The organism is Phenylobacterium sp. NIBR 498073 (assembly GCF_027286305.1).
Classification (GTDB): domain Bacteria; phylum Pseudomonadota; class Alphaproteobacteria; order Caulobacterales; family Caulobacteraceae; genus Phenylobacterium.
In genome coordinates this window covers 992,242-1,013,631 of the sequence record NZ_CP114599.1, presented here as the reverse complement: position 1 = coordinate 1,013,631, position 21,390 = coordinate 992,242, and the positions used below count along the sequence as shown (strand labels likewise).

23 protein-coding genes are annotated in these 21,390 nt (G+C 69.1%); 9 read left to right on the top strand and 14 right to left on the bottom strand.

Annotated features, from left to right (window positions below; genetic code table 11):
- Positions 1-9: 9 nt before the first annotated feature.
- Together argS and O4N75_RS05175 are read right to left on the bottom strand one after the other, a co-directional pair.
- Positions 10-1,806 carry an arginine--tRNA ligase gene (argS, locus tag O4N75_RS05180; RefSeq protein ID WP_269628290.1) on the bottom strand — a complete coding sequence of 599 codons (1,797 nt, stop codon included), beginning with the start codon at positions 1,804-1,806 and terminating at the stop codon, positions 10-12.
- Positions 1,803-2,486, bottom strand: a complete 684-nt coding sequence (locus O4N75_RS05175; protein WP_269628289.1) for a Tat pathway signal sequence domain protein — start codon at positions 2,484-2,486, stop codon at positions 1,803-1,805. Before O4N75_RS05175 ends, argS begins: the two co-directional genes overlap by 4 nt.
- A 129-nt stretch (positions 2,487-2,615) precedes the next feature.
- Between O4N75_RS05175 and ispH the strand changes: the two genes are divergently transcribed.
- Positions 2,616-3,578: a 4-hydroxy-3-methylbut-2-enyl diphosphate reductase gene (gene ispH / locus O4N75_RS05170; RefSeq protein ID WP_269628288.1), complete on the top strand. Its 963-nt coding sequence runs from the start codon at positions 2,616-2,618 to the stop codon at positions 3,576-3,578.
- Here the strand turns inward: ispH and O4N75_RS05165 are convergent.
- Together O4N75_RS05165 and O4N75_RS05160 are read right to left on the bottom strand one after the other, a co-directional pair.
- Positions 3,568-3,957: a type II toxin-antitoxin system death-on-curing family toxin gene (locus O4N75_RS05165; RefSeq protein ID WP_269628287.1), complete on the bottom strand. Its 390-nt coding sequence runs from the start codon at positions 3,955-3,957 to the stop codon at positions 3,568-3,570. The genes ispH and O4N75_RS05165 overlap by 11 nt on opposite strands.
- Positions 3,954-4,181 (bottom strand): AbrB/MazE/SpoVT family DNA-binding domain-containing protein, encoded by a 228-nt coding sequence (locus O4N75_RS05160; RefSeq protein ID WP_269628286.1) that lies wholly within the window; start codon positions 4,179-4,181, stop codon positions 3,954-3,956. The genes O4N75_RS05165 and O4N75_RS05160 overlap by 4 nt, the downstream gene beginning before the upstream one ends.
- A gap of 95 nt (positions 4,182-4,276) precedes the next feature.
- Here O4N75_RS05160 and thrB point away from each other — a divergent pair, with 95 nt between their 5' ends.
- Genes thrB through O4N75_RS05145 form a run of 3 tightly spaced genes read left to right on the top strand, consistent with a single transcriptional unit; the run spans position 4,277 to position 6,220 of the window.
- A complete protein-coding gene (thrB, locus tag O4N75_RS05155) occupies positions 4,277-5,245 on the top strand; it encodes a homoserine kinase (RefSeq protein WP_269628285.1) in 969 nt (322 codons plus the stop codon).
- A complete protein-coding gene (rnhA, locus tag O4N75_RS05150) occupies positions 5,242-5,685 on the top strand; it encodes a ribonuclease HI (protein WP_269628284.1) in 444 nt (147 codons plus the stop codon). Before thrB ends, rnhA begins: the two co-directional genes overlap by 4 nt.
- A gap of 55 nt (positions 5,686-5,740) precedes the next feature.
- A complete protein-coding gene (locus O4N75_RS05145) occupies positions 5,741-6,220 on the top strand; it encodes a MarR family transcriptional regulator (protein ID WP_269628283.1) in 480 nt (159 codons plus the stop codon).
- Here O4N75_RS05145 and O4N75_RS05140 read toward each other — a convergent pair.
- Genes O4N75_RS05140 through O4N75_RS05130 form a run of 3 tightly spaced genes read right to left on the bottom strand, consistent with a single transcriptional unit; the run spans position 6,180 to position 8,075 of the window.
- Positions 6,180-6,638: an NfeD family protein gene (locus O4N75_RS05140; protein WP_269628282.1), complete on the bottom strand. Its 459-nt coding sequence runs from the start codon at positions 6,636-6,638 to the stop codon at positions 6,180-6,182. The genes O4N75_RS05145 and O4N75_RS05140 overlap by 41 nt on opposite strands.
- A 4-nt stretch (positions 6,639-6,642) precedes the next feature.
- A complete protein-coding gene (locus O4N75_RS05135; protein WP_269628281.1) occupies positions 6,643-7,614 on the bottom strand; it encodes an SPFH domain-containing protein in 972 nt (323 codons plus the stop codon).
- Between the two features lie 29 nt (positions 7,615-7,643).
- Positions 7,644-8,075, bottom strand: coding sequence for a TIGR02301 family protein (locus O4N75_RS05130; RefSeq protein ID WP_269628280.1), 432 nt, complete (start codon positions 8,073-8,075; stop codon positions 7,644-7,646).
- An 87-nt stretch (positions 8,076-8,162) separates the two neighbouring features.
- Between O4N75_RS05130 and O4N75_RS05125 the strand changes: the two genes are divergently transcribed.
- Entirely contained in the window at positions 8,163-8,684 is a 522-nt protein-coding gene (locus tag O4N75_RS05125; RefSeq protein WP_269628279.1) for a hypothetical protein, read from the top strand.
- Here O4N75_RS05125 and O4N75_RS05120 read toward each other — a convergent pair.
- Entirely contained in the window at positions 8,681-9,598 is a 918-nt protein-coding gene (locus O4N75_RS05120; RefSeq protein ID WP_269628278.1) for a LysR family transcriptional regulator, read from the bottom strand. The genes O4N75_RS05125 and O4N75_RS05120 overlap by 4 nt on opposite strands.
- A gap of 112 nt (positions 9,599-9,710) precedes the next feature.
- On the opposite strand from O4N75_RS05120, the gene O4N75_RS05115 reads away from it, so the two are divergent.
- Together O4N75_RS05115 and wrbA are read left to right on the top strand one after the other, a co-directional pair.
- On the top strand, positions 9,711-10,409 hold the full coding sequence (locus tag O4N75_RS05115) for a pirin family protein (protein ID WP_269628277.1): 699 nt from the start codon (positions 9,711-9,713) through the stop codon (positions 10,407-10,409).
- A 71-nt stretch (positions 10,410-10,480) separates the two neighbouring features.
- A complete protein-coding gene (gene wrbA / locus O4N75_RS05110) occupies positions 10,481-11,080 on the top strand; it encodes an NAD(P)H:quinone oxidoreductase (RefSeq protein ID WP_267233276.1) in 600 nt (199 codons plus the stop codon).
- Positions 11,081-11,169: 89 nt separating this feature from the next.
- Here the strand turns inward: wrbA and O4N75_RS05105 are convergent, their stop codons facing one another.
- Positions 11,170-12,147, bottom strand: a complete 978-nt coding sequence (locus O4N75_RS05105) for a nitronate monooxygenase family protein (RefSeq protein WP_269628276.1) — start codon at positions 12,145-12,147, stop codon at positions 11,170-11,172.
- A 239-nt stretch (positions 12,148-12,386) separates the two neighbouring features.
- Positions 12,387-13,172 (bottom strand): SDR family oxidoreductase, encoded by a 786-nt coding sequence (locus O4N75_RS05100; protein WP_269628275.1) that lies wholly within the window; start codon positions 13,170-13,172, stop codon positions 12,387-12,389.
- Between the two features lie 182 nt (positions 13,173-13,354).
- On the opposite strand from O4N75_RS05100, the gene O4N75_RS05095 reads away from it, so the two are divergent.
- Positions 13,355-13,768, top strand: coding sequence for an HXXEE domain-containing protein (locus tag O4N75_RS05095; RefSeq protein ID WP_269628274.1), 414 nt, complete (start codon positions 13,355-13,357; stop codon positions 13,766-13,768).
- Positions 13,769-13,840: 72 nt separating this feature from the next.
- Positions 13,841-14,281, top strand: coding sequence for a hypothetical protein (locus O4N75_RS05090; protein WP_269628273.1), 441 nt, complete (start codon positions 13,841-13,843; stop codon positions 14,279-14,281).
- Positions 14,282-14,390: 109 nt separating this feature from the next.
- Here the strand turns inward: O4N75_RS05090 and O4N75_RS05085 are convergent, their stop codons facing one another.
- Genes O4N75_RS05085 through O4N75_RS05070 form a run of 4 tightly spaced genes read right to left on the bottom strand, consistent with a single transcriptional unit; the run spans position 14,391 to position 21,368 of the window.
- Complete coding sequence (locus O4N75_RS05085) at positions 14,391-15,188, bottom strand: 3-hydroxybutyrate dehydrogenase (protein ID WP_269628272.1); 798 nt, start codon at positions 15,186-15,188, stop codon at positions 14,391-14,393.
- Between the two features lie 4 nt (positions 15,189-15,192).
- Positions 15,193-15,993, bottom strand: coding sequence for a peroxide stress protein YaaA (yaaA, locus tag O4N75_RS05080; RefSeq protein ID WP_269628271.1), 801 nt, complete (start codon positions 15,991-15,993; stop codon positions 15,193-15,195).
- Positions 15,994-15,999: 6 nt separating this feature from the next.
- A complete protein-coding gene (locus O4N75_RS05075) occupies positions 16,000-17,409 on the bottom strand; it encodes an FAD-binding oxidoreductase (protein WP_269628270.1) in 1,410 nt (469 codons plus the stop codon).
- A 59-nt stretch (positions 17,410-17,468) separates the two neighbouring features.
- A complete protein-coding gene (locus O4N75_RS05070) occupies positions 17,469-21,368 on the bottom strand; it encodes an autotransporter outer membrane beta-barrel domain-containing protein (RefSeq protein ID WP_269628269.1) in 3,900 nt (1,299 codons plus the stop codon).
- Between the last annotated feature and the right edge of the window lie 22 nt (positions 21,369-21,390).

Sequence of the window (21,390 nt, the reverse complement as noted above, 5' to 3'; positions counted from 1 at the left end):
AGACCTGGCCTACATCCGCTCGGGCGCCTCGATGCCCAACAGCTCCAGCGCCTGTTCGAGCTGGCGCAGCGTGGTCTCAGCCAAGGCCAGGCGCGAAGCCTTGACCGCCGGCTCGGCGCTGAGGATCGGACAGGCCGCGTAGAACTTCGAGAACGCCTGGGCCAGCTTGTAGGCGTGCTCGGCCACGAAGTTCGGCGCCTTCTTGTCGTAGGCGTCGGCCAGCGCCTGGTCGTAGGCGTCCAGCAGCAGCACCAGGTCGCGCTCGGCCGGTTCGGCGACCACGATCGGCCCCGGCTCGGCGCCCTCGGCCTGCGCCTTGCGCAGCAGCGATTTCACCCGCACTGCCTGGTACAGCAGGTACGGCCCGGTCTTGCCCTCGAAGCTCGAGAAGCGGTCGAGATCGAAGACGTAGGACGTCCCGCGGAAGTTCTGCAGGTCGGCGAACTTCAGCGCCGCGACGGCCACCTTGTGGGCGGTGTCCTCGAAGGTGTCGGGATCGAGCTCGGCGCCCAGCCCCGCCTCGTGCAGGCGCTCTCGCGCCTTGTCGCGGGTCATGACGATCATGTCGTTCAGCTTCAGGACGCCGCCCTCGCGGGTCTTGAACGGCTTGCCGTCGGTCCCGTTCATGGTGCCGAAGCCGACATGCTCCAGGCTGCCCTCGGCCGCATAGCCGGCCAGGTAGGCGGCGCGGAACACGATCTCGAAGTGGTCGGCCTGGCGCTGGTCCACGGCGTAGAGCACGTGGTCGGGGCCGAAGCTCTGCTTGCGGTCGAGGATCGTCGCCAGGTCGGTCGTGCCGTACATGGCCGAGCCCTCGGACGAGACCACCAGCAGCGGCGGCAGCTCGCGCTTGTCGCCTTCCCTGGCGACGCGGATGATCCGCGCGCCCTGGTCGTCGACCAGCAAGCTCTTGGCGTCCAGTTCGGCGACCATCGGTTCGATCAGGTCGTCGACGTCGCTCTCGCCCTTCCAGAGGTCGAAATCGACGCCCAGGGCGTGGAAGTCGCGCTCCAGGGCGACCTTGGTCACCTTGGCGAAGTGGCGCCACAGCAGGAAGTAGCCGGCCTTGCGGGCCTGCAGTTCGGCGGTCAGCTTGCGGGCCCGGTCGCGGTACTCCGGCTCGGACTTCCCGCGCGCGGCCGCCATCGGATAGAGCCGGTCGAGGTCGGCCAGGCTGACCTTCTCGTCGAACAGGGCGAAGGCGGCGGCCTCGTCGGCCTCGTTGACCTCGCCCTTGGCGTTGAGCTCCTCGACGACCTTGGCGATCGCCGCGTCCTCGTCGGTGACCGCCCCGATCAGCAGGCCCATCTGGTAGCCCCAGTCGCCGAAGTGGGCGTCGCCCACCACGGTGTCGCCGCGGAACCGGTAGATGCGCTTCAGCGATTCGCCGATGATCGACGAACGCAGGTGGCCGACGTGCATCGGCTTGGCCACGTTGGGGCCGCCGTAGTCGATCATCACCTTGCGCGCGGTCTCGACCGCCTGCGCGCCCAGGCGCGGATCGGCGGCGATCTCGGCGGCGCGCGCCGACAGGGCGCCGTCGCTGACGCGCATGTTGATGAAGCCGAGGCCCGCGGCCTCGACCGAGGCCAGCCGCGGGTCGCCGGTCAGGTTGGCCACCACCTCGGCGGCGATGCCGCGCGGGTCGCGCTTGGCCACCTTGGCTGCGGGCAGGGCCCCGTTGCACTGGAAGTCCGCCAGGTCGGGCCGGTCAGACGGCGTCACCCGGCCGAGTTCGGCCGGTAGTCCCGCCGCGGCGAAAGCGGCGGCGACCGCTTCGCTCAGGCCCCTTTTCAGGTCGCTCATTTGTTTTCGTTGGTGTTCCCGGCGACGGCCGAACCGGCGTTGAGCCGGAAGCGCTTACCATCGCGGTTGAAGGCCGCCATTTGCGGCGTGACGTCGAAACCGACCAGCACTTCGAAGTTGGCGCCGCTGGTGGTCATGGTGGCGCGCGGAATGGTGATCTGGTTGATCGTTTCCGTGGCGTAGATGCGGTCCTGGCCGGCCGGGAAGTTGATCGGCAGGTCGAAGTATTCCTTGGCGATCACCGACTGCCCGCGCTGGGTCACCGCCACCCAGTAGCGGTAGTTCTTCGAGGAACCCTCGGCCTGCGGGCCCTTGCCCAGCTCGAAGAGGATTTCCATCGTCACCTTGATCGGCTCTTCGTCCTTGTACTGACAGCCCGCCGAAATGCCCTGGATCTCGCCGGAATAGCCGACCGCCGAGGACGCCTCGCGATTGTCCTTGAACTCGACGTAGCGGGCCGCGTCGTAGAGCACCTTCACATACGGGCACGGGCCGGCGTTGCGCAGCTGCGGGAGCGGCGCCTGGACGTCGGCCCATTCCGATTCGCGCTTGCGCTTCTTGGCCGCCTCTTCCTGCTGGCGCTGTTCGTCGTTGCCGCGGCGTTGCGCGAGCGCCAGCTCGGGAACCGTGGACCCCGCCACGATCAGGCCGGCGGCAAGCAGCATCAGGGAGCGGCGCATCAAGGACGTCCAAACCAGAGGGGCGCGCCGCCGCTCGGGCGGTGCGCGTGCATCGCCCCTAGTAATGGCTATCGATTGAGGCCGCAACGCGGCTGGCGGACACGGGCCTGAACGCCTAACTTGCCGCCCATGTTGCAAGAGCCCCGCCCCCGCCCTCCGCTGACGGTCCTGCTGGCCACGCCGCGCGGCTTCTGCGCCGGGGTCGACCGCGCCATCCAGATCGTCGAGCGAGCCATCGAGAAGTACGGGGCCCCGGTCTATGTGCGCCATGAGATCGTCCACAACCGCCACGTGGTCGAGCGGCTGAAGGATCTCGGCGCGGTGTTCGTCGAGGAGCTGTCGGAGTGCCCGACCGACCGCCCGGTGGTGTTCTCCGCCCACGGCGTGCCCAAGTCGGTGCCGGCCGAGGCCAAGGGCCGCCAGATGCTCTATCTCGACGCCACCTGCCCGCTGGTCTCCAAGGTCCACGTCGAGGCCCAGCGCCACTACGACGCCGGCAAGGAGATCGTGCTGATCGGCCACGCCGGTCACCCCGAGGTCGTCGGCACCATGGGGCAGCTGCCCGACGGCGTCGTGAAGCTGATCGAGACGGTCGAGGACGCTCGCGCCTTCAATCCGATCGACCCGGCCAACGTCGCCTTCGCCACCCAGACCACCCTGTCGGTCGACGACACCGCCGAGATCGTCGCGGCCCTGCGCGAGCGGTTCCCGGACATCGCCGCGCCGCACAAGGAAGACATCTGCTACGCCACCACCAACCGCCAGGAGGCGGTCAAGGCGATCTCGGCCCGCGCCGACGTGCTGCTGGTGCTTGGCTCGGCCAACTCCTCCAACTCGGTGCGGCTGGTTGAGGTCGGCAAGCGTTCGGGGGCCAAGGGCGCCTATCTGATCGACGACGCCCGCGGCCTGGACCTCGCCTGGCTGGACGGAGCGGCCAGCGTCGGCGTCACCGCCGGGGCCTCCGCCCCAGAGCTGCTGGTCCAGGGGCTGATCGACCGTCTGGCCGAAGCCTTCGACGTCATGGTCGAGGAAGTCGACACCGTGCGCGAGACCGTCAGCTTCAAGCTGCCGCGGGCGCTGGCTAGCGCCTGACGGTCCGCGCCCGCATCCAGTCGGCCAACTGATCGACGTCCCGGCTCCCGGCCGCCACGCCCAGCACGGTGAGCGCCGCGTCCGCCTGTTCGGCGATCAATTGCAGCCCGTTCAGCAGCAGAAATAAGCCGCCCGCCAGGAAAGCCGCGCGCTTGTTGCCGTCCACGAAGGGATGATTGGCCGCCACACCCACCACATAGGTCGCGCCCAGCACATGCAGGTCGTCGATTTCCTCGTAGTGGAACCGGTTGATCGGCCGCTGCAACGCCGATTCCAACAGCACATCGTCCCGCACGCCAGATGCTCCGCCATGCAGCGCGATGCTGCGGTCGTGCAGGATCAAAAGCGCGTCCTTGGAAATCCAGCGCGGCTCGTTCACTTGGCCAGCGCCCGGAACGTATCCCGGTACTGTTCCATGAATTGTTCGCCGAGGGCGACCTCCTCGGCCACCTCCGGGCTGTAAGCGGAAAGCCGCATCTCGCCGCCGGCGGCCTCGGTCAAATAGACCGTGTCGCCTTTTTCCACTCCGAGTTTGAGGAGCGCTTCCCGGGGGAGCACCACTCCAACGGAGTTTCCGATCTGTGTGAGTTTCAGGGTGATCATGGCGGCCTCCGCGTGAGCGCGGCGACCGTTATAACGTATGTAATACCTCAAGTCGACTTGACCGGCCGCCCGCGCTCACGCATCCCGGCGCCACCATGGCCGTCTATACCGACATCTCCGACGAGGAGCTGAACGCGCTCCTCTCCGACTTCGACCTCGGGGCGCCGCTGGCGTTCAAGGGCATCGCCGAAGGGGTCGAGAACTCGAACTTCCTGCTCGAGACCGAGGCCGGCCAGTTCATCCTGACCGTCTACGAAAAGCGGGTGCGCGAGGACGAGCTGCCGTACTTCCTCGGCCTCACCCGCTGGCTGGCCCAGCACGGCTACCCGTCGGCCACCCCGATGATCGACAAGGCCGGCGAGGCGCTGAAGCGCGTGCGCGGCAAGCCCTGCGCCATCTTCTCGTTCCTGCCGGGCCTGTCGGTGCGCCGCCCGACCGCCGCCCACTGCCGCGAGGCCGGCGAGGGCCTCGCCCGCCTGCATCTGGCCGCCGACGGCTTTTCCATGACCCGGCCCAACGACCTCGGCCAAGAGGCCTGGGCGCCGATGTTCGAGGGCCTCAAGGCCCAGGCCGATGCGCTGAAGCCGGGTCTCGCCGCGGTCATCGACGGCGACCTGCAGCGCCTCGCCGCGGCCTGGCCCCAGGACCTGCCCAGCGGCGTGATCCACGCCGACTACTTCCCGGACAACGTCTTCTTCCATCCGGGCGGCAAGTTCGCCGGGACCATCGACTTCTATTTCGCTTGCAACGACTTCCTGGCCTACGACATCGCCGTGGCGCTGAACGCCTGGTGCTTCGAGGCCGACGGCAGCTTCAACATCACCAGCGCCCGCGCCCTGCTGGCCGGCTACGAGGCCCACCGCCCCTTGAGCCCGGCCGAGCGCGCCGCCCTGCCGGCCCTGGCCCACGGCGCGGCCATGCGCTTCTTCCTGACCCGGCTGCACGACTGGGACGCCACCCCGGCCGGAGCCCTGGTGCGTCCCAAGGACCCGCTGGAATACGAGCGCAAGCTGGCCGTCCACCGCTCGGCCCCCGACCTCGTCCTGCTGGGCGAGGTTTCGTGACGCCTGCGGTCGTCATCTATTCCGACGGCGCGTGCTCGGGAAATCCCGGCCCCGGCGGCTGGGGCGCGGTGATGATCTCCGGAACCCACCTCAAGGAGATCAGCGGCGGCGAGCCGGGCACCACCAATAACCGCATGGAGCTGATGGCCGCCATCCAGGCGCTGGAAGCCCTCAAGAAGCCCTGTAAGGTCGAGCTTCACACCGACAGCCAGTACGTGATGAAGGGCATCTCGGAGTGGATCCACGGCTGGAAGCGCCGCGGCTGGAAGACCGCCGACAACAAGCCGGTCAAGAACGACGACCTCTGGCGGCGGCTCGATGCGGCCCGCGCCCGCCACGACGTCAGCTGGAACTGGGTCAAGGGCCACGCCGGCCACGAGCTGAACGAGCGGGCCGACGCGCTCGCCCGCAAGGGTCTGACGGACGCGCGCAAGGCTTGACCGTTCGGGCCCGAACGACAACCATGTTCGGGCTTGAACAACAGGAGGCCGAACCATGGCCCCGACCCTGCAGGATCGTCCCGACGTCGCCGTGTTCGGCGAGATCGGCGTCATCGAGCACCTGATCCGCCAGTCGGTGCAGCATCACCTGCCCTCCGGCATGACCTTCGCGCATTTCGAACTTCTGCAGCACTTCATCCGCAACGGCGACGGCCAGACCCCGGCCGAGCTGGCCCGCGTGATGCTGCTGTCAAAAGCCGCCCTGACCAACATCCTGCAGAAGATGGGCGAGCTCGGGTTCGTCAGCGTGCTGGGCGACGTCGCCGACGGGCGCAAGAAGCGGGTGCGCCTGACCCGCGCCGGGCTCGAGCAGCACGCCGCCGTCATCAAGGCCATGAAGTGGAAGATGGAACTGCTGCGCGAGGGCTTCACCGACGCCGAGTTCCGTCAGGCCTTGCCGTTCCTGCGCAACCTGCGCCGCTTCCTCGAGGAGGTCAGCGCTGGGCCCGCACCCGGAGCCGAGAGCCGCCGCTGAGGCCGGTGACCTCGACGATCGCCTCGAGCTCCAGCGGCGCGCCGTCCTCGGATTCGGCCGCCCATTCCTTGCCGTCGATCAGCACCCGGCCCGCGCCGTGCACGAAGGTGGCCGAGACCCGCCCCTGGTGCCCGACCAGCCGCGCGACATTGTCGTTGATGTCCGTGGCCGGGGCCCGCTCGCGCGGCCAGAACCGTCGGGCGGCCAGGGTGGTGACGATGGTCAACACCGCGAACAGGCCGATCTCGACCACCGCGTTGCGGGTGAACAGGCTGACCACCGCGACCACGGCGGCGCAGGCGGCAGGCCACAGCAGCCAGCCCGAGCCGAACGCGATCTCGACCGCCAGCACCGCGGCCCCGATCGCGGCCCACAGCCAGAAGCCGTGGGCGACATAGAACTCGGCCAGCGGGCTCATCGGGTCAGGCTCCGGTCGGCGGGACTGCGCCGCGTGCGGCGCGCGGCGGAACCGGGCGCTGCGGCGGATCATCGGTGCGGATGGTCTTCACCAGCTCGCCGACCCCGGCCAGCGAGCCGACCAGGGCGCCCATCTCGGCCGGCACGATCACCGTCTTCTGCTGCGGGCTGTCGGCCAGGCGGCCGAAGGCTTCGACGTACTTCTGGGCGACGAAGTAGTTGATGGCGTTGACGTCGCCGCGGGCGATCGCCTCCGACACCATGGCCGTCGCCTTGGCCTCGGCCTCGGCCTCGCGTTCGCGCGCCTCAGCGTCGCGATAAGCCGCTTCGCGGCGGCCCTCGGCTTCCAGGATCGCGGCCTGCTTGGCGCCTTCGGCCCGCGCGATCGCCGCGGCCTTCTCGCCGTCGGCCTCGGTGATCACCGCGCGGCGTTCGCGCTCGGCCTTCATCTGCCGGGCCATGGCGCTGGTGATGTCCGGCGGCGGCTGCAGATCCTTGATCTCGATCCGCGCGACCTTCACGCCCCAGGGGCCGGTGGCCGAGTCGATCACGTGCAGCAGCCGGCTGTTGATCTGGTCGCGCTGCGACAGCACCTCGTCCAGCTCCATCGAGCCGACCACCGTGCGCAGGTTGGTCATCGCCAGCTGAGCGATGGCGTAGTTGAGGTTGTCGACGCGATAGGCCGCCGCCGCGGCGTCCATCACCTGGATGAACACGATGCCGTCGACCTGGACCACGGCGTTGTCCTTGGTGATCACTTCCTGGCGCGGCACGTCGAGCACCTGCTCCATCATGTTCACCTTGCGCCCGATCCCTTCGACGAACGGGGTCAGAAAGCTGATTCCGGGCGAGAGGGTGCGGGTGTAGCGGCCGAACCGCTCCACCGTGAACTCGCGGCCCTGCGGCACGATCTTGATGGCCCCGAACAAGATCACCAAGGCCAGGATCAGCAGGACGACGACAGCAGTCAGTTCCATGACAACCTCCCCGAGAAACGGAGGCCACACTAACGCGGTGCAGGCTCCGCCGTCACGCCCTCCTCTTGCGGCGCCGGCTGGATGACGCCGCTGCGGTACTGGGCGCGCGACAGCGTCGTCGCCAGCTCGCGTCCGCGCGCGGCCGTCAGTCCCTGCGCGCGCCGCGTATCGTCGTCGCAGCCGCGATAGAGCCGCCGGCCCTCGGCGAAGCCGGCGTTGAAACTGTCCTTCAGCCGGGCCTCCAGCTCCGGATCCCCGGCCTCGGTCTCCGCCAGCCGGTTCATCCGCGCGCGCCAGTACTGGTCGCCGCTCCCCTCGCAGGCCTGGCGCAGCGCGTGGCTTTCGCCCAGCACCCGGCTTAGCTCGGCCAGAGTCTGGGCCATTTCGGGCGAGCGTTCCTGCGCCAGGCTCGGAACCGGAGCCAGCAGCAGGGCGGCGACGATGGGCAGGACGCGGCGCATGGGCCGCACTTAAATCCCCCGGCCGCGGCTTGTCACCCACGGCCCGGAAACGCTAGCCCTCCTGCTCCACGCTGGAGCCACGACCGCATGCGCGCCCTCGCCGTCCTCATCGCCCTCGGCTGCGCCGCCCCGGCGTTCGCCGCCGAACCGGCCAAGCCGGCCCCGAAGGCCGCGGCCAAGCCGGCCGCGTTCGACGCCCGCGATCCGGCCGCCCTGATCGGACTGCTGGCCTCGATGGACGCCAAGGCGACCGTCCTCGGCGCCAACGACGGCGTGGTGGTGCTCGACATCGCCACCCCCGGCGGCCGGTTCGGGGCCCAGTTCGTCGACTGCGACGCCGGCGGCAAGGCCTGCGGCATGGTCGCCTTCTCCACCGCCTTCGACCGGCGCGGCGCCAACCTGGCGCAGATCAACGTCTTCAACCGCAGCCAGGTCGCCTGCCGCGGCTACCTGACCGACGATGGCCGCGCCAACGTCATGTACGGCGCCATGGTCACCGCCCGCACCAACGCCGCCGAGATGAAGCAGCACCTCGGCGTCTGGCAGGGCTGCCTTTCCACCTTTGGTCGCTTCAACCGCGAGCCGCAGGCCTTCCTCCCCGGCGCCTAAAGCCCCGTCTGCCACGGCGCGGCGGCCAACCGCTCGGCCAGGAAGTCCATCAGCACCTTGACCCGCACCGGCCGCAGCCGCCCCGGCGGGCTGACGATGTGCAGCGCCGGGTTGGGGGGGCGCCAGTCGCACATCGCCGTCTCCAGCGTCCCCTCCTTCAGGTCTCGCCAGCAGATGAACTCCGGCTGCAGCGCCACCCCCAGCCCGGCCCGCAGCGAGGCGCTCAGGCTCTCGGAGCTGTTGACCCGCATCGGCCCGGTCACCGTCACGCTCTGCTCCTCGCCGGCGGCGTTGGTGAACCGCCACAGGTCCGGCGTCTCGACGTTGGCGTAGGTGAAGCAGCGATGCTGGGCCAGGTCGCGCGGGTGCTGCGGCTTGCCGAACGCCTCGAAATAGTGCGGCGCCCCGACCAGCAGCACCCGCATGTCGCAGATCCGGCGGGCCAGCAGCGAGGAGTCCTGCAGCCGGGCGATGCGGACGGCCAGGTCATAGCCCTCGGCCACCAGGTCGACCTGGTGGTCGGCCAGGTTCACGTCGAGCGTCACCTCCGGATAGCGGGCCAGGAAGTCGGGAAGGATGTCGGCCATGTGCAGCAGGCCGAACGACACCGGCGCGGCCAGCCGCACCACCCCGCGCGGGATCACCGACTGCGCCGCGGTCTCGGCCTCCACCGCCTCGCCCTCGGCCAGGATGCGGTTGGCGCGCTCCAGGGCGTTGCGGCCGCTCTCGGTCAGCGACAGCCGCCGGGAGGTGCGATGGAACAGGCTGGCGCCCAGACGCGCTTCCAGGCGGGAGACAGCCTTGGAGACGGTGGCCTTGGAGAGCTCGAGCTCTTCGGCCGCACGGGCGAACGAGCCGGTCTCGGCGACGCGGGCGAAGATCGCCCAGGCTTCGAAGTCAGGGAGCTTTGACATGCCATTTTTGGAAACAATCTGCTTCCATCGTTTCTATTTCTAAAATCCCGGGGATCGCTACCTTTTTCTCGAACGGACGGCCCAAGCAAACCCGTCCCCCGGAGTTACGAAGATGATCGACATTCGGCCCTTCAACACCCTCGGCGGCGCCAACCACGGCTGGCTCGACGCCAAGCATCACTTCTCGTTCGCCGACTACCACGATCCCAAGCGGATGAGCTGGGGCGCCCTGCGCGTTTGGAACGACGACAAGATCGCCCCGAATTCCGGCTTCCCGCCGCACCCGCACGCGAACATGGAGATCATCACCTATGTCCGCTCGGGCGCGATCACCCACCAGGACAGCCTGGGCAACCAGGGCCGGACCGAGGCGGGCGACGTACAGGTGATGAGCGCCGGCTCGGGCATCCGCCACGCCGAGTACAACGTCGAGAACGAAGACACGACGCTGTTCCAGATCTGGATCCTGCCGACCAAGGCCGGCGGCGAACCCTCCTGGGGCGCCAAGCCCTTCCCCAAGGGCGACCGCGCCGGGAAGTTCGTGACCCTGGCCAGCGGCGTCGAAGGCGATAAAGACGTCCTGCCGATCCGTGCCGACGGCCGGGTCGCCGGCGCCACGCTGAAGGCCGGCGAAACCGCCGAATATCAGCTCGGCGAAGGCCGCTACGCCTACCTCGTGCCGGCCACCGGCGTGATCGAAGTCAACGGCGTCAAGGCCAACGCCCGCGACGGCGTGGCCATCCGCGACGAAGCGACCATCCGCGTCACGGCCCTGGAGGACGCTGAACTCGTCCTCGTCGACGCCGCCTGACGCAAAAGCGGTCCGGACGCTCCCCCGTCCGGGCCGCCCCTTCTCTCCCCTTCGAAAGCCAGGAACCCCCGATGACCAAAGTCCTCGTGCTCTATCACTCGACCTACGGCCATATCGAAACCATGGCCAAGGCGGTCGCCGAAGGCGCCCGCGAGGCCGGCGCGACCGTCGACATCAAGCGCGTCCCCGAGACCGTCCCGGCGGAGCTCGCCAAGACGTTCGGCTACAAGCTCGACCAGGAAGCGCCGATCGCCACGGTCGACGACCTGGCGAACTACGACGCGATCATCGTCGGGGTCGGCACCCGCTACGGCCGCATGGCCTCGCAGATGGCCGCGTTCTGGGATCTGACCGGCGGCCTGTGGGCCAAGGGCGCCCTGGTCGGCAAGGTCGGCGGCGTCTTCACCTCGACCGCCACCCAGCACGGCGGCCAAGAGACGACCATTATCTCGACCATCACCCAGCTGCTGCACCACGGCATGGTGATCGTCGGCCTGCCCTACGCCTGGGCCGGCCAGATGAAGCTGGACGAGATCACCGGCGGCAGCCCCTACGGCGCCTCGACCATCACCGCGGGGGACGGCTCGCGCCAGCCCAGCGCCAACGAACTGGACGGCGCGCGCTTCCAAGGCCGCCACCTGGCCCAGATTGCGGCCAAGGTCGCAGCGTAACGTCCGGGACGCCGGCGGAAGGCCGCACACCCCTTCCGCCGCAACGCCGAGCCCGTCCCCGCCAGCCCCGGGGGCGGGCTCTTTGGCGTTTAGGCCGGCACGCCGGCGCGCAGCTTCGCGGTCCGGTCGATGGCCGCCTCAGCTTCCTTGATCAGGTTGGCGACGATCGTCGCCGCCGGCAGCACCTCGTGCACCCCGCCGGCCGACTGGCCCATGGCGAAGCACGAACGGTCGGGGTCCAGCCCCTCGATCTGGCCGCCGATGCCGCCCATCACGCCCTCGCGGGTCGAGAGCATCGCCTGCATCGGGAACGGCTGGATGTCCTGCGGACGGGTCTCCCATTCCTCGACATAGGGGTTCTTCTTCACGCGCATCGGCTTGCCCGAGTACGAGCGGGTGCGAACAGTGTCCTCGTCGGCCGCCTCCAGGATCGCCTGGCGGTAAAGGTCGCCGGCATGGGCTTCCTGCGAGGCGATGAACCGGGTGCCCATCCAGACGCCGGTGGCGCCCAGGGTCAGGGCCGCAGCCAGGCCGCGCCCGTCATAGAGGCCGCCGGCCGCCACCACCGGGATATTCACCGCTTCGACCGCCTGGGCCACCAGCGGCATGGTGCCGACCAGACCCGTATGCCCGCCGCCCTCGCCGCCCTGGCAGATCACCGCGTCGCAGCCGGCCTGCTCGGCCTTCACCGCATGCTTCACCGCCCCGCAGACGACCATGACCTTGAGGCCGGCCTTCTTGAGCTTTTCCATGATCGGCATCGGCACGCCGAGGCCCGCCACGAACGACGAGGCGCCCTCCTCGATGATGATCTCCACCGAGGCCGTCAGGCTCTCGGGGCTGGCGGCCAGCAGGTCGACGCCGAACGGCTTGTCAGTCAGGCTTTTGACCTTGCGCATCTCCTCGCGGATGAAATCCGGGTTGCGGCCGGCCATGCCCAGCACGCCATAGCCGCCGGCGTTCGACACCGCGGCCGCCAGCTCGGCGTAGGAGACGCCGCCCATCCCGGCCAGCATGATCGGGTGCTTCACACCCAAGAGGTCGCAAAGCGGAGTATGCAGGCTCATCGAAATCCTCCCGAATTTTATGGCCGGGAGGATGGCGCCGGGCGGCTGCGATGGAAACTATGACCCGACGTCATACGCCAGTTCAAAGCAAGGCTTTCATCCCGGTTTGCGAAGCAAGACCGGGACCCATGAACACCGGATCGACCAGGATGCGGCTCGGCCGCGCCCGCCCTCCGACGTCAGGCGGCAATGGGTCCCGGTCTTCGCCTTCGGCGAAACCGGGATGACATCATTGCAGGTCAGAAGATCGCGTAGCCGCCGTCGATCAGCACCGAGTCCCCGGTGTGGAAGGCCGAAGCATCCGAGGCGAAGTAGACCGCCATACCGCCGAAGTCGGCCGGCTTGCCCCACCGACGCATCGGCACCCGCTTGATGACGTTGTCGTTGAACTTTTCGTTGTCCTGCGCGCCGGCGGTCATGTCGGTGGCGATCCAGCCGGGCAGAATGCAGTTGGCCCGCACGCCGTAGCGGGCGTGCTCGACGGCGATGGCGCGGACCATCGGGATCAGCGCGCCCTTGGTCGCCGCATAGGCCTCGTTGCGCGCCGCCCCGTCCAGCGCCGACAGCGAGGAGATCGCCACCAGCGAGCCGCCGCCCTGGTCGCCCTGGCCGGCCCGCTCGACCATGTGCTTGCAGGCTTCGCGGAAGGTGAAGAACACGCCGTCCAGATTGACCGACAGCACCTTGCGATAGGTGTCGGTGGGGAACTCGGCGAACGACTTGGCGCCGCCGCCGATGCCGGCGTTGGCGACGACGGTGTCGACCCGGCCCATCTTGGCTACCGCCTCGGCCATGCCCGCGCGCACCGCCTCCTCGTCGGCGACGTCGACCTGCTGGGTCAGCACCCGCACGCCGGTCGCCTTCAGCTTCTCCGCCGCGTCGGCGTTCTTGCCCGCGTTCGAGCCCCAGATGACGATGTCGGCGCCGGCCTGGGCCATGGCCTCGACCATGCCGAAGCCGATGCCGCCATTGCCGCCGGTCACCAGGGCCACCTTGCCGGTCAAGTCGAATGGTTTGTAGGCCACGGGCGCCTCCCTCATTTTCAAACAGTTGTTGGCCGAACAGGAGCGTCCTTCCGCCGGGGCCGTCAAGCGCCCGTGTTGACTTCCGCCGCGCGAAGGCGGCTCGATCACGAAAGCCGGAGGGCGCCTCACCATGCTCAAGCTCCACGACCACCCGATTTCGCCCGCCGGCCCAGGCCGCTAGCATGAGCGCTCGCCGGACCGTCGGGCTGGCGCTGATCGCCGCCCTCGCCCTGCACGACCTTGAGGAGGGGCTGGCCTACGCGCTGCTGCACGAACAGACAGCCGCCATGCTCGACGTCTACCGCATCACCTGGTGGCGGCCAGAGCCGGCGGTGTTCGCCCTGCTGCTGACCGCGTTCACCCTGTCGGTCGGCGCCCTGGCCGGGTGGGCGGCGACCGGCGCGACCACGGGCGGCAAGGTCCTCACCCTGCGGGCCATCGCCGTGGTGCTGCTGGTCAACGTGCCGTTGCCGCACGTGCTGGCGGCCTGGACGTTCGGCGGCTACGCGCCCGGGGTGGCGAGCGCGGTCCTGGTCAACCTGCCGATCTCGATCTGGGCGCTGTGGACCCTGCGAGCGCTGCCACAACCTGAATAACGTTGTTCTTTCAATTACAGCAGAGCAAGCTCCCGCCGCGCAAACCCGCGCGAAGATGACAGGAGAGTTTGCGTGAGAACTGTTCTTGCAGCAGCCGCCCTGGCCCTGGGTCTCAGCAGCGCCGCCATGGCCCAGAACGCGCCCAGGACCTACGACCTCGGTCCGGTCTGGCAGATTTCCTACATCGAGACCAAGCCGGGCATGTTCGACGACTACATGGCCTATCTGAACTCGACCTGGCGCAACATCCAGGAGACCGACAAGGCCCGCGGCGACGTGCTCGACTATCGGGTGCTGGCCGTCGACAACCCGCGCGACGGCGAGGCCGACGTCATCCTGATGATCGAGTACAAGAACATGGCCGTGTTCGACCGCAGCCTCGACGAGAACGAGGCTGTCATGGCCAAGGCGTTCGGCAGCGTGACCAAGAGCAACCAGGCGGCGGTCTCGCGCGAACAGATCCGCGTGCTGCGCGGCGGCCTGACCGCCCGCGAACTGACCTTCAAGAAATAGCGCGCTTCAGGCGACGACCGGCCCGAGCAATTTCCGATCCGATTGGATCGGAAATTGCTCAATACTCTTTGAATCTAGAGCATTTTCTTCGACATCGGCGGAAAATGCTCTAGGTCGCCGTCCAGCCGCCGTCCAGCACCATCGCCGCGCCGGTCGCCGACGCGCCCATGTCCGACACCAGATAGAGCAGCATCCCGGCCAGGTGTTCGTACTCGACGAACTGCTTGTTCGGCTGGGCGGCCAGGATGACCTCCCCCATCACCCGGTCCTCGGGGATGCCGCGCGCCTTGGCCTGGTCGGCGATCTGGGCCTCGACCAGCGGGGTCTTCACATAGCCGGGGCAGATGGCGTTGGCGGTGATCCCCAGCCGGGCGTTTTCCAGCGCCGTGACCTTGGTGAAGCCGACCACCCCGTGCTTGGCCGCCACATAGGCCGACTTGAATGGCGAGGCGACCAGGCCGTGGGCGGAGGCGATGTTGACGATCCGGCCACGGCCCTGCGCCTTCATGATCGGCAGAGCCGCGCGGGTCGCCAGGAAGGTCGAGGTCAGCACCACCCCGATCAGGTTGTTCCAGGTCTCGACCGGGAACTCGTCGATCGGCGCCACGTGCTGGAAGCCGGCGTTGTTGACCAGGATGTCCAGCCGTCCGAACTCGCGGCGAGCGAAGTCGACCATGTCGGCGACCTCGTCGGCCTTCAGCATGTCGGCGCCGTGGTAGCGGACCTTAACGCCGGTCCGCTGCTCCAGCGCCGCGCGGTCGGCCTCGATCTTGGCCGGGTCGCCGAAGCCGTTGAGCACGACATTGACGCCCTGCTCGGCGAGCGACGCCGCCATCGCCTGGCCGATGCCGCTGGTCGAGCCGGTGATCACGGCCACATGGCCCTGCAGCCCATAGTCGACGGCCATTGGCTCAGTCCTTCTGCTTCTTGGCCGCCGACGGCGGCGGAGGCTGGGGCCGCGAGAACACCCACTCGGTGTCGCTCGAGGCGCTTTTCTGAAAGCGGTAGCCTTCGCTGTCGAAGGCCTTCAGATCCTCGGCTTTCTCGATCCCGTGGTCGATGGCGTAGCGGGCCATCAGCCCCCGCGCCTTCTTGGCGTAGAACGAGATGATCTTGGACGAGCCGTCCTTCTCCTCGAAGAACTTGGCCGTCACCACCGGCAGCTTGATCGCGTTCCGGTCCACGGCGCCGAAGTATTCCTGGCTGGCGCAGTTCACCAGGGTCGGATCCTTGTGCCCGGCCCCGGCCTCGTTCAGCACTCCGGCGATCCTGTCGCCCCAGAAGTCGTAGAGGCTGGCGCCGCGCTTGGTCTTGATCCGCACGCCCATTTCCAGGCGATAGGGCTGGATGGCGTCCAGCGGCCGCAGCACGCCGTACAGGCCCGACAGGATCCGCAGGTGCTTCTGGGCGTAGTTCAGGCCCTTCTTGTCCAGCTCGCGCGCCTTCAGCCCCGAATAGACGTCGCCATTGAACGCGAACGCCGCCTGCAGCCCGTCCTCCATCGCCGGATCGAAGGCGGCGAACCGCTCACGGTTCAGCTCGGCCAGCTTGTCCGACAGGTCCATCATTTTCTTGAGGTCCGAGACCTTCAGCTTCTTGGCCGTGACGCTCAGCTCGGCGATGTCCTCGGCCATCTGCGGCGTCGTCATCGGCGCGGCGCCGTCCGGTCGCGTGAAGTCGAGCGCCTTGGCGGGGGAGATGACGATCAGCATGGGGACTCAGAAATGGACTCGCGGATTCATGATCCGCTTCGGGTCCAGGCTTAGCCGGATCGCCGAGAGCGCCGCAACCTCGACCGGCGACTTGTAGCGCCTCGCCTCCTCGGTCTTCATCGATCCCAGCCCATGCTCGGCCGAGATCGAGCCGCCCATCGAGGCGACGATGTCGTGGACGATGCGCGAACCTTCGCTGCGCAGCGCCGAATGCGCCGCGTCGTCGCCGCCGTCCGGCCGGATCACGTCGTAATGGATGTTGCCGTCGCCGACATGGCCGAAGGCGGTGACCCGCGCGCCGGGAACCAGCGCCTCCATCTGCGCCGTCGCCTGGCCCAGGAATTCCGCCACCCGGCTGACCGGCACCGAGACGTCGTGCTTCCAGGTCGCGCCTTCAGGCTTCTGGCCCGGCGACTGGTTCTCGCGCACCGACCAGAACGCCTGGGCCTGGGCCTGGCTCTGGGCGACGGCCGCGTCGCGCACCAGCCCGTCCTCCAGCGCCGCGCCCAGCAGCCGCTCCATGGCGCTCTCGGCCGCGCCCGGCTCGCCCGACGCGATCTCGATCAGCACGTACCAGGGATGGATGTCGCTCAGCGGGTCACGCTGGTTCGGAATGTTCTTGAGCACGAAGTCGATCCCGCGCCGGCCCATCAGCTCGAAGGCCTCGACCGCGCCGCCGGCGGCGTCCTTGGCCCGCGCCAGCAGCTGGATCGCCGCCTCGGGGTCAGCGACCGCGGCGATCGCGGTGGCGCGCGAGACCAGCACCGGGAACAGCTTCAGGCTGGCGGCGGTGACCACGCCCAGCGTGCCCTCGGCCCCGATCAGCAGCTGCTTGAGGTCATAGCCGGTGTTGTCCTTGCGCAGGCGCTTCAGCCCGTTCCAGATCTCGCCGTTGGGCAGCACCGCCTCCAGCCCCAGCACCAGCTCGCGGGTGTTGCCGTACCGCAGCACCGCGGTGCCGCCGGCGTTGGTCGAGATGATGCCGCCGATGGTCGCCGTCCCCTGCGAGGCGATGTCCAGCGGAAAGCGCCGCCCCTTCGCCAGCGCCGCCTCGTGCGCGGCCTGCAGGGTGACGCCCGCCTCGGCCACCAGCACGTCGTCGAAGGCGTCGACGTCGCGGATCGTCCGCATCCGCTCGGTCGACAGCAGGATTTCGCCCAGCGGGATTTGCCCGCCGACCAGGCCCGTATTGCCGCCCTGCGGCACCACCGGCGTGCCGGACTCCGCGCAGACGCCGATCACCGCCGCGACCTCGGCCGTCGTCTTCGGCAGCGCCAGGAACGGGGTGTTCCCCTGCCAGCGGTCGCGCCACTCGACCAGCTTGGGCGCCAGCCGCTCCGGATCCTGACTCCAGCCGCCCTCGCCGAGCACGGCCTTCAGGCGGGAGATCACGTCGGCGGGCACGGAAACGGTCATGGCGCGACCCTAGGCCGACGTACGGCGCGCTTGAACCCAATTCTTGCTCGTCCGCGCGGCTAGAACCGCATTCTGAAGCCCGCGCCGCCCGTGACCGCATAGCTCTCGCCGAAGGACGACAGACCGGTATCGGCGGCCGCCTGCCCATAGAGGGCGTAGCGACCGTCGCCCCAGCTATAGTCCGCGCCGGCGGCAAGCCCGCCCCAGGTGCGGCTCTGCCGGCTGTCGAGAGGCGTCCCGGCCACCAGCACGCGGGCCCCGTCAAGGAACTCGTACTTCAAATTGAACAGGCCGTAGAGCTTGACCTGCCGCGTCTCGCCGCCGGCGCTCCGCCAGACGCGGGCGTGGTCGAGGCCCACGCCGACGCGCCCCTGCAGGCTCTCTCCCTTGGCGCTGTCGACGCGGACGCCGAACCCGTCGTTGAAGCTGTCGAAATCCGTCGAGGCGTAGCTGAGCTGGGCCTGCGGCGTGAGCGCAAGATCGGCGCCCAGGACGAACGCCTTGCCGGCCTCCAGGCTCGCCCCGACGCCGCGGCCCTTCTGCCCCGAAGTCTGGCGTCCGGCCAGGCTCGACGTCAGCTCGCTGTCGAACCAGACGGACTGCGCCTGGGCGTCGAGATAGCCTCCGCGTGGGCTATACCAGGTCATGGCGACGCCGATCCCGTAAGCGTCGGTGTCGATGTCCCCGCCCCCATGCGCAGAAGAGAGCCTCGTGTCGGCCGCGCCGAGCTGGGCTTTGACGCCCGCGATCAGGCGCGCGCCGCCCTCCCCGCCGGCCAGCACGCGGTCGACGCCGAACTGCATCTTCCAGCTGTCGGTGTCGTGATGAACCCCCGTCGCGGTGACCGAAGGCTCAAGGTGGTTGGTCCGTCCCTCGATCCGCGCCCAGACGCCCGTTTGGTCGGCATCGGCCGGGTCATAGCGGCGATCGCCCACGCGCTGACGCAGGGACGAAGCCTCGCTCAGCGAGAGCAGCACGTCGGCATAGGCCTCATAGACCGGGACGCCGGGCTGAAACAGCGGCGGGCGCGACGTGTTCGACCCGCCGGCCGCGCCGCCGGGATCTGGCAGGCTGGAACGCAGGTACCAGTCTCCGTCCGCCGCATCTTTCTCCAGAACATAGCCGTAGGCGCCGGCGACCAGCGCCGACTGCCCGCCAATGCTGTAGTCCCCGCCGGCCAGCGCGAACCGCCCGTTCGACGCGCCATCGACCTGGACCACCAGGATCCCCTTCGTGGTTGCAGCGCCCTGGCCGTCGACATTGGTCACCACGACCGGCGTGAGCCCCGAAACAGCCCCGGTCACCGCCAGGCGATCGGCCGGCGAGTCGTCTGCGCCCAGCCTGGCCTGGATCTCGAGCCTGCCGCCCAACCCGGCATAGTCCCCGGCGATCGTCAGTGTCCCGAATCCTCCGGCTCCCGGCGCGATCACGCCCTGGTTGGACGTCGGCCCCACTCTGCCGGACCCGCTGAGCCGCCCGCCGGGGGAGACATCCAGGGCGCCGCCGACCTCGCCGTCGACCTGCAAGGTCCCCGATGAGACCCTGGTCCCACCCGTATGGCTGCTGGCGCCGGTCAGGATCAGGGTGCCGAGATCGGTCTTGTCCAGCTTGCCTGGGCCGCTGAGCGCAGCGTCGATGATCGCCGTGAAGCCGGCGCCCGCCGCCGTCCCGTCTCCGACCCGCACCACGGCGTCGCCCGACTGCAGGGTGATCGCGTCGCCTGACAGCCTGTAGCCGTCGGAGGCGAATTGCATGCCGCTGACCGCTACCGGGCCGGCGCTGTCGTCCACTGTAACCGAGCCGAACTTCGCGGCGAAGATCGCGAAGACGCCGTTGCGGAAACTCCCGTTGGTCGCGCCGGCGGCCTGCGTCCAACTGTTCGGGCCGCCGACCTGCCATAACCCGTCGCCGCCCTGGATCGCCCCGTCGTCGGCCACCCCGCCTGCGCCGTCCCAGAAGTCGAACGGCCCTGGCGGCGGCGGTGGAGGCGGCGGAGGCGGCGGAGGCGGGTCCGGAGGGCTGGTTGGACCGCCGCCGCCACCGCCGCCCGGCGCGGCGGTGTTGACCAGATTCACCTGGTTGGCGATCGAAGTCTGGATGGTGTTGGTCCCTCCAGCCGGCAGAGCGCCGAGGCCCAGGCCTGCGTCTGTCAGGGCCCCGGTGTAGCTGATCAGGCGGTAGACGCCCGGCCCAAAGGTTCCGCCCGGCGGCGCCGTGACGTTCAGCGTGCCGTCCAAAGTCAGGGCGCCGCCGACGACCAGGAGATCGTTCAACCCGCCTCCGACCGTGCCCGCCTGGCCGAGCCGAAAGTTCAGCACCGAGGAGCCGGAGAGCGTCAGGTCGCCGCCGATCGTCAGAGTCCCCGGAGCGGTCGAACCGCCGGGAGAGAGAACACCGGAGCCGGCCACGTTCACGTTTCCGCCGATGTTTCCGACGCCGCCCAGGGCGCCGCCCGCCCGGACGTCGACGTCGCCGCCCAGCGCGGCGGCGGCGCCGGTCTCGCCAACCATCAGCTTGCCCGCAGAGACGGTGGTCGCGCCCGTGAACGCCGAGCTGTCGCCGGTGAGCGTCAGTTTTCCCAGACCAAGCTTGTTGAAGCTCGACGTCCCGGAGAAGTCCGACGCGACGCCGATGTCATAGCCGTTGGTGTCGAACCAGGCGCCCTCGCCCCCGATGGTCAGCGAGCTGAACCCGGGAAGAAAATTCGACGATCCCCACGTTGCTCGCAGCACGCCGCCGTCGAGATCGAGGGTGGCCGCGCCGAGTCCTCCAGACACCGAACTGGCTTCCAGCACGCCGCGCCCGCCGGCGTCCCCCCGCAGGCTCAAGGCTCCGACCGACCCGGCGTTTCTGGCGACGACGACGCCCGCTCCCGCAATGACCCTGCCGCCGTTCTCGATGGTCAGGTCGCCATGCCCGTCGAAGCCGGCGAAAATCTCGTTCGAGACGTCCCAGGTCGAGACGTCGCCGGTGCTGCTGGAAATCACCAGCGTGCCCAGCCCGGCGCCGTTGTAACCGACATAGCCGGCGCCGGTCGTGTTCACCACGCCGCCGTCCTCGATCGTCAGCGTGCCGTTGCTATAGGCCCCGACGTAGAGGTTCGCGCTGTTCCAGGTCGAGGCGGCGCCCGCGCCGTCGGTGCCCGAGATCACCACGGAGCCCGTTCCAACGCCCGGACTGCCTATCTCGCCGCCGATTATGCCCTGGTCGCTGTGCATCAGGGCCCCGCCGTCGACGCGGAGGGAGCCTGTACTGAACGCGCCGACATACACCGGCCCCGAACTCGTCCAGGTGGACACGCCCAGGGCGTCGCGGCCCGAGACCGTCACGCTGCTGACGCCTGGCCCGCCGCCGCCGATCGTCACGTAGGCGTTGCTCACCACGCCGCCGTTCTCGATGATCAGCCGGCCGATCCCGAGATCGCCGAGGTGGAGATCACCGTTGGTCCAGGTCGACGCGACGCCGTCGGCGCCACGGCCGCGCACGGTCACCGTGCCATCGCCGGTGGGGTCCGCGCCGACATAGCTGTACTGGCTGGTCACCAGGCCGCCATCCTCGATGGTCAGCGTGCCCGTGCCCGACTGGCCGACCGCCAGCAGGCCATTGTTGGTCCAGGTCGAAGCCTGTCCGCCGCCCTGGCCGGAGACCGTGACCGTCCCCTGCCCGGCGGCGCCGTCGCCGACATATCCGGAGTCGTTCTCCACGGTTCCGCCGTCCTCGATGGTCAGCGTACCGGGGCCCGCAACGCCCACGATGAGATCGCCGGCGACGACCCAGTCCGGCGTCTGGATGGGACTCTGGTTTAGATCGCCGCCGCCCGTCACGGACTGGGCCAAGGCCGGCGCCGCGCTGGCCAATGCAAACATCAGCGGGGCGGCGGAGAACAGGAGACGGCGATGGTCCGACGGTCGGACTTCGGCGCGCGCGCGCACCGCTCCACTTTCGAGATTCTTCTGCATGGCCCACGTCATTCGCGAAAGC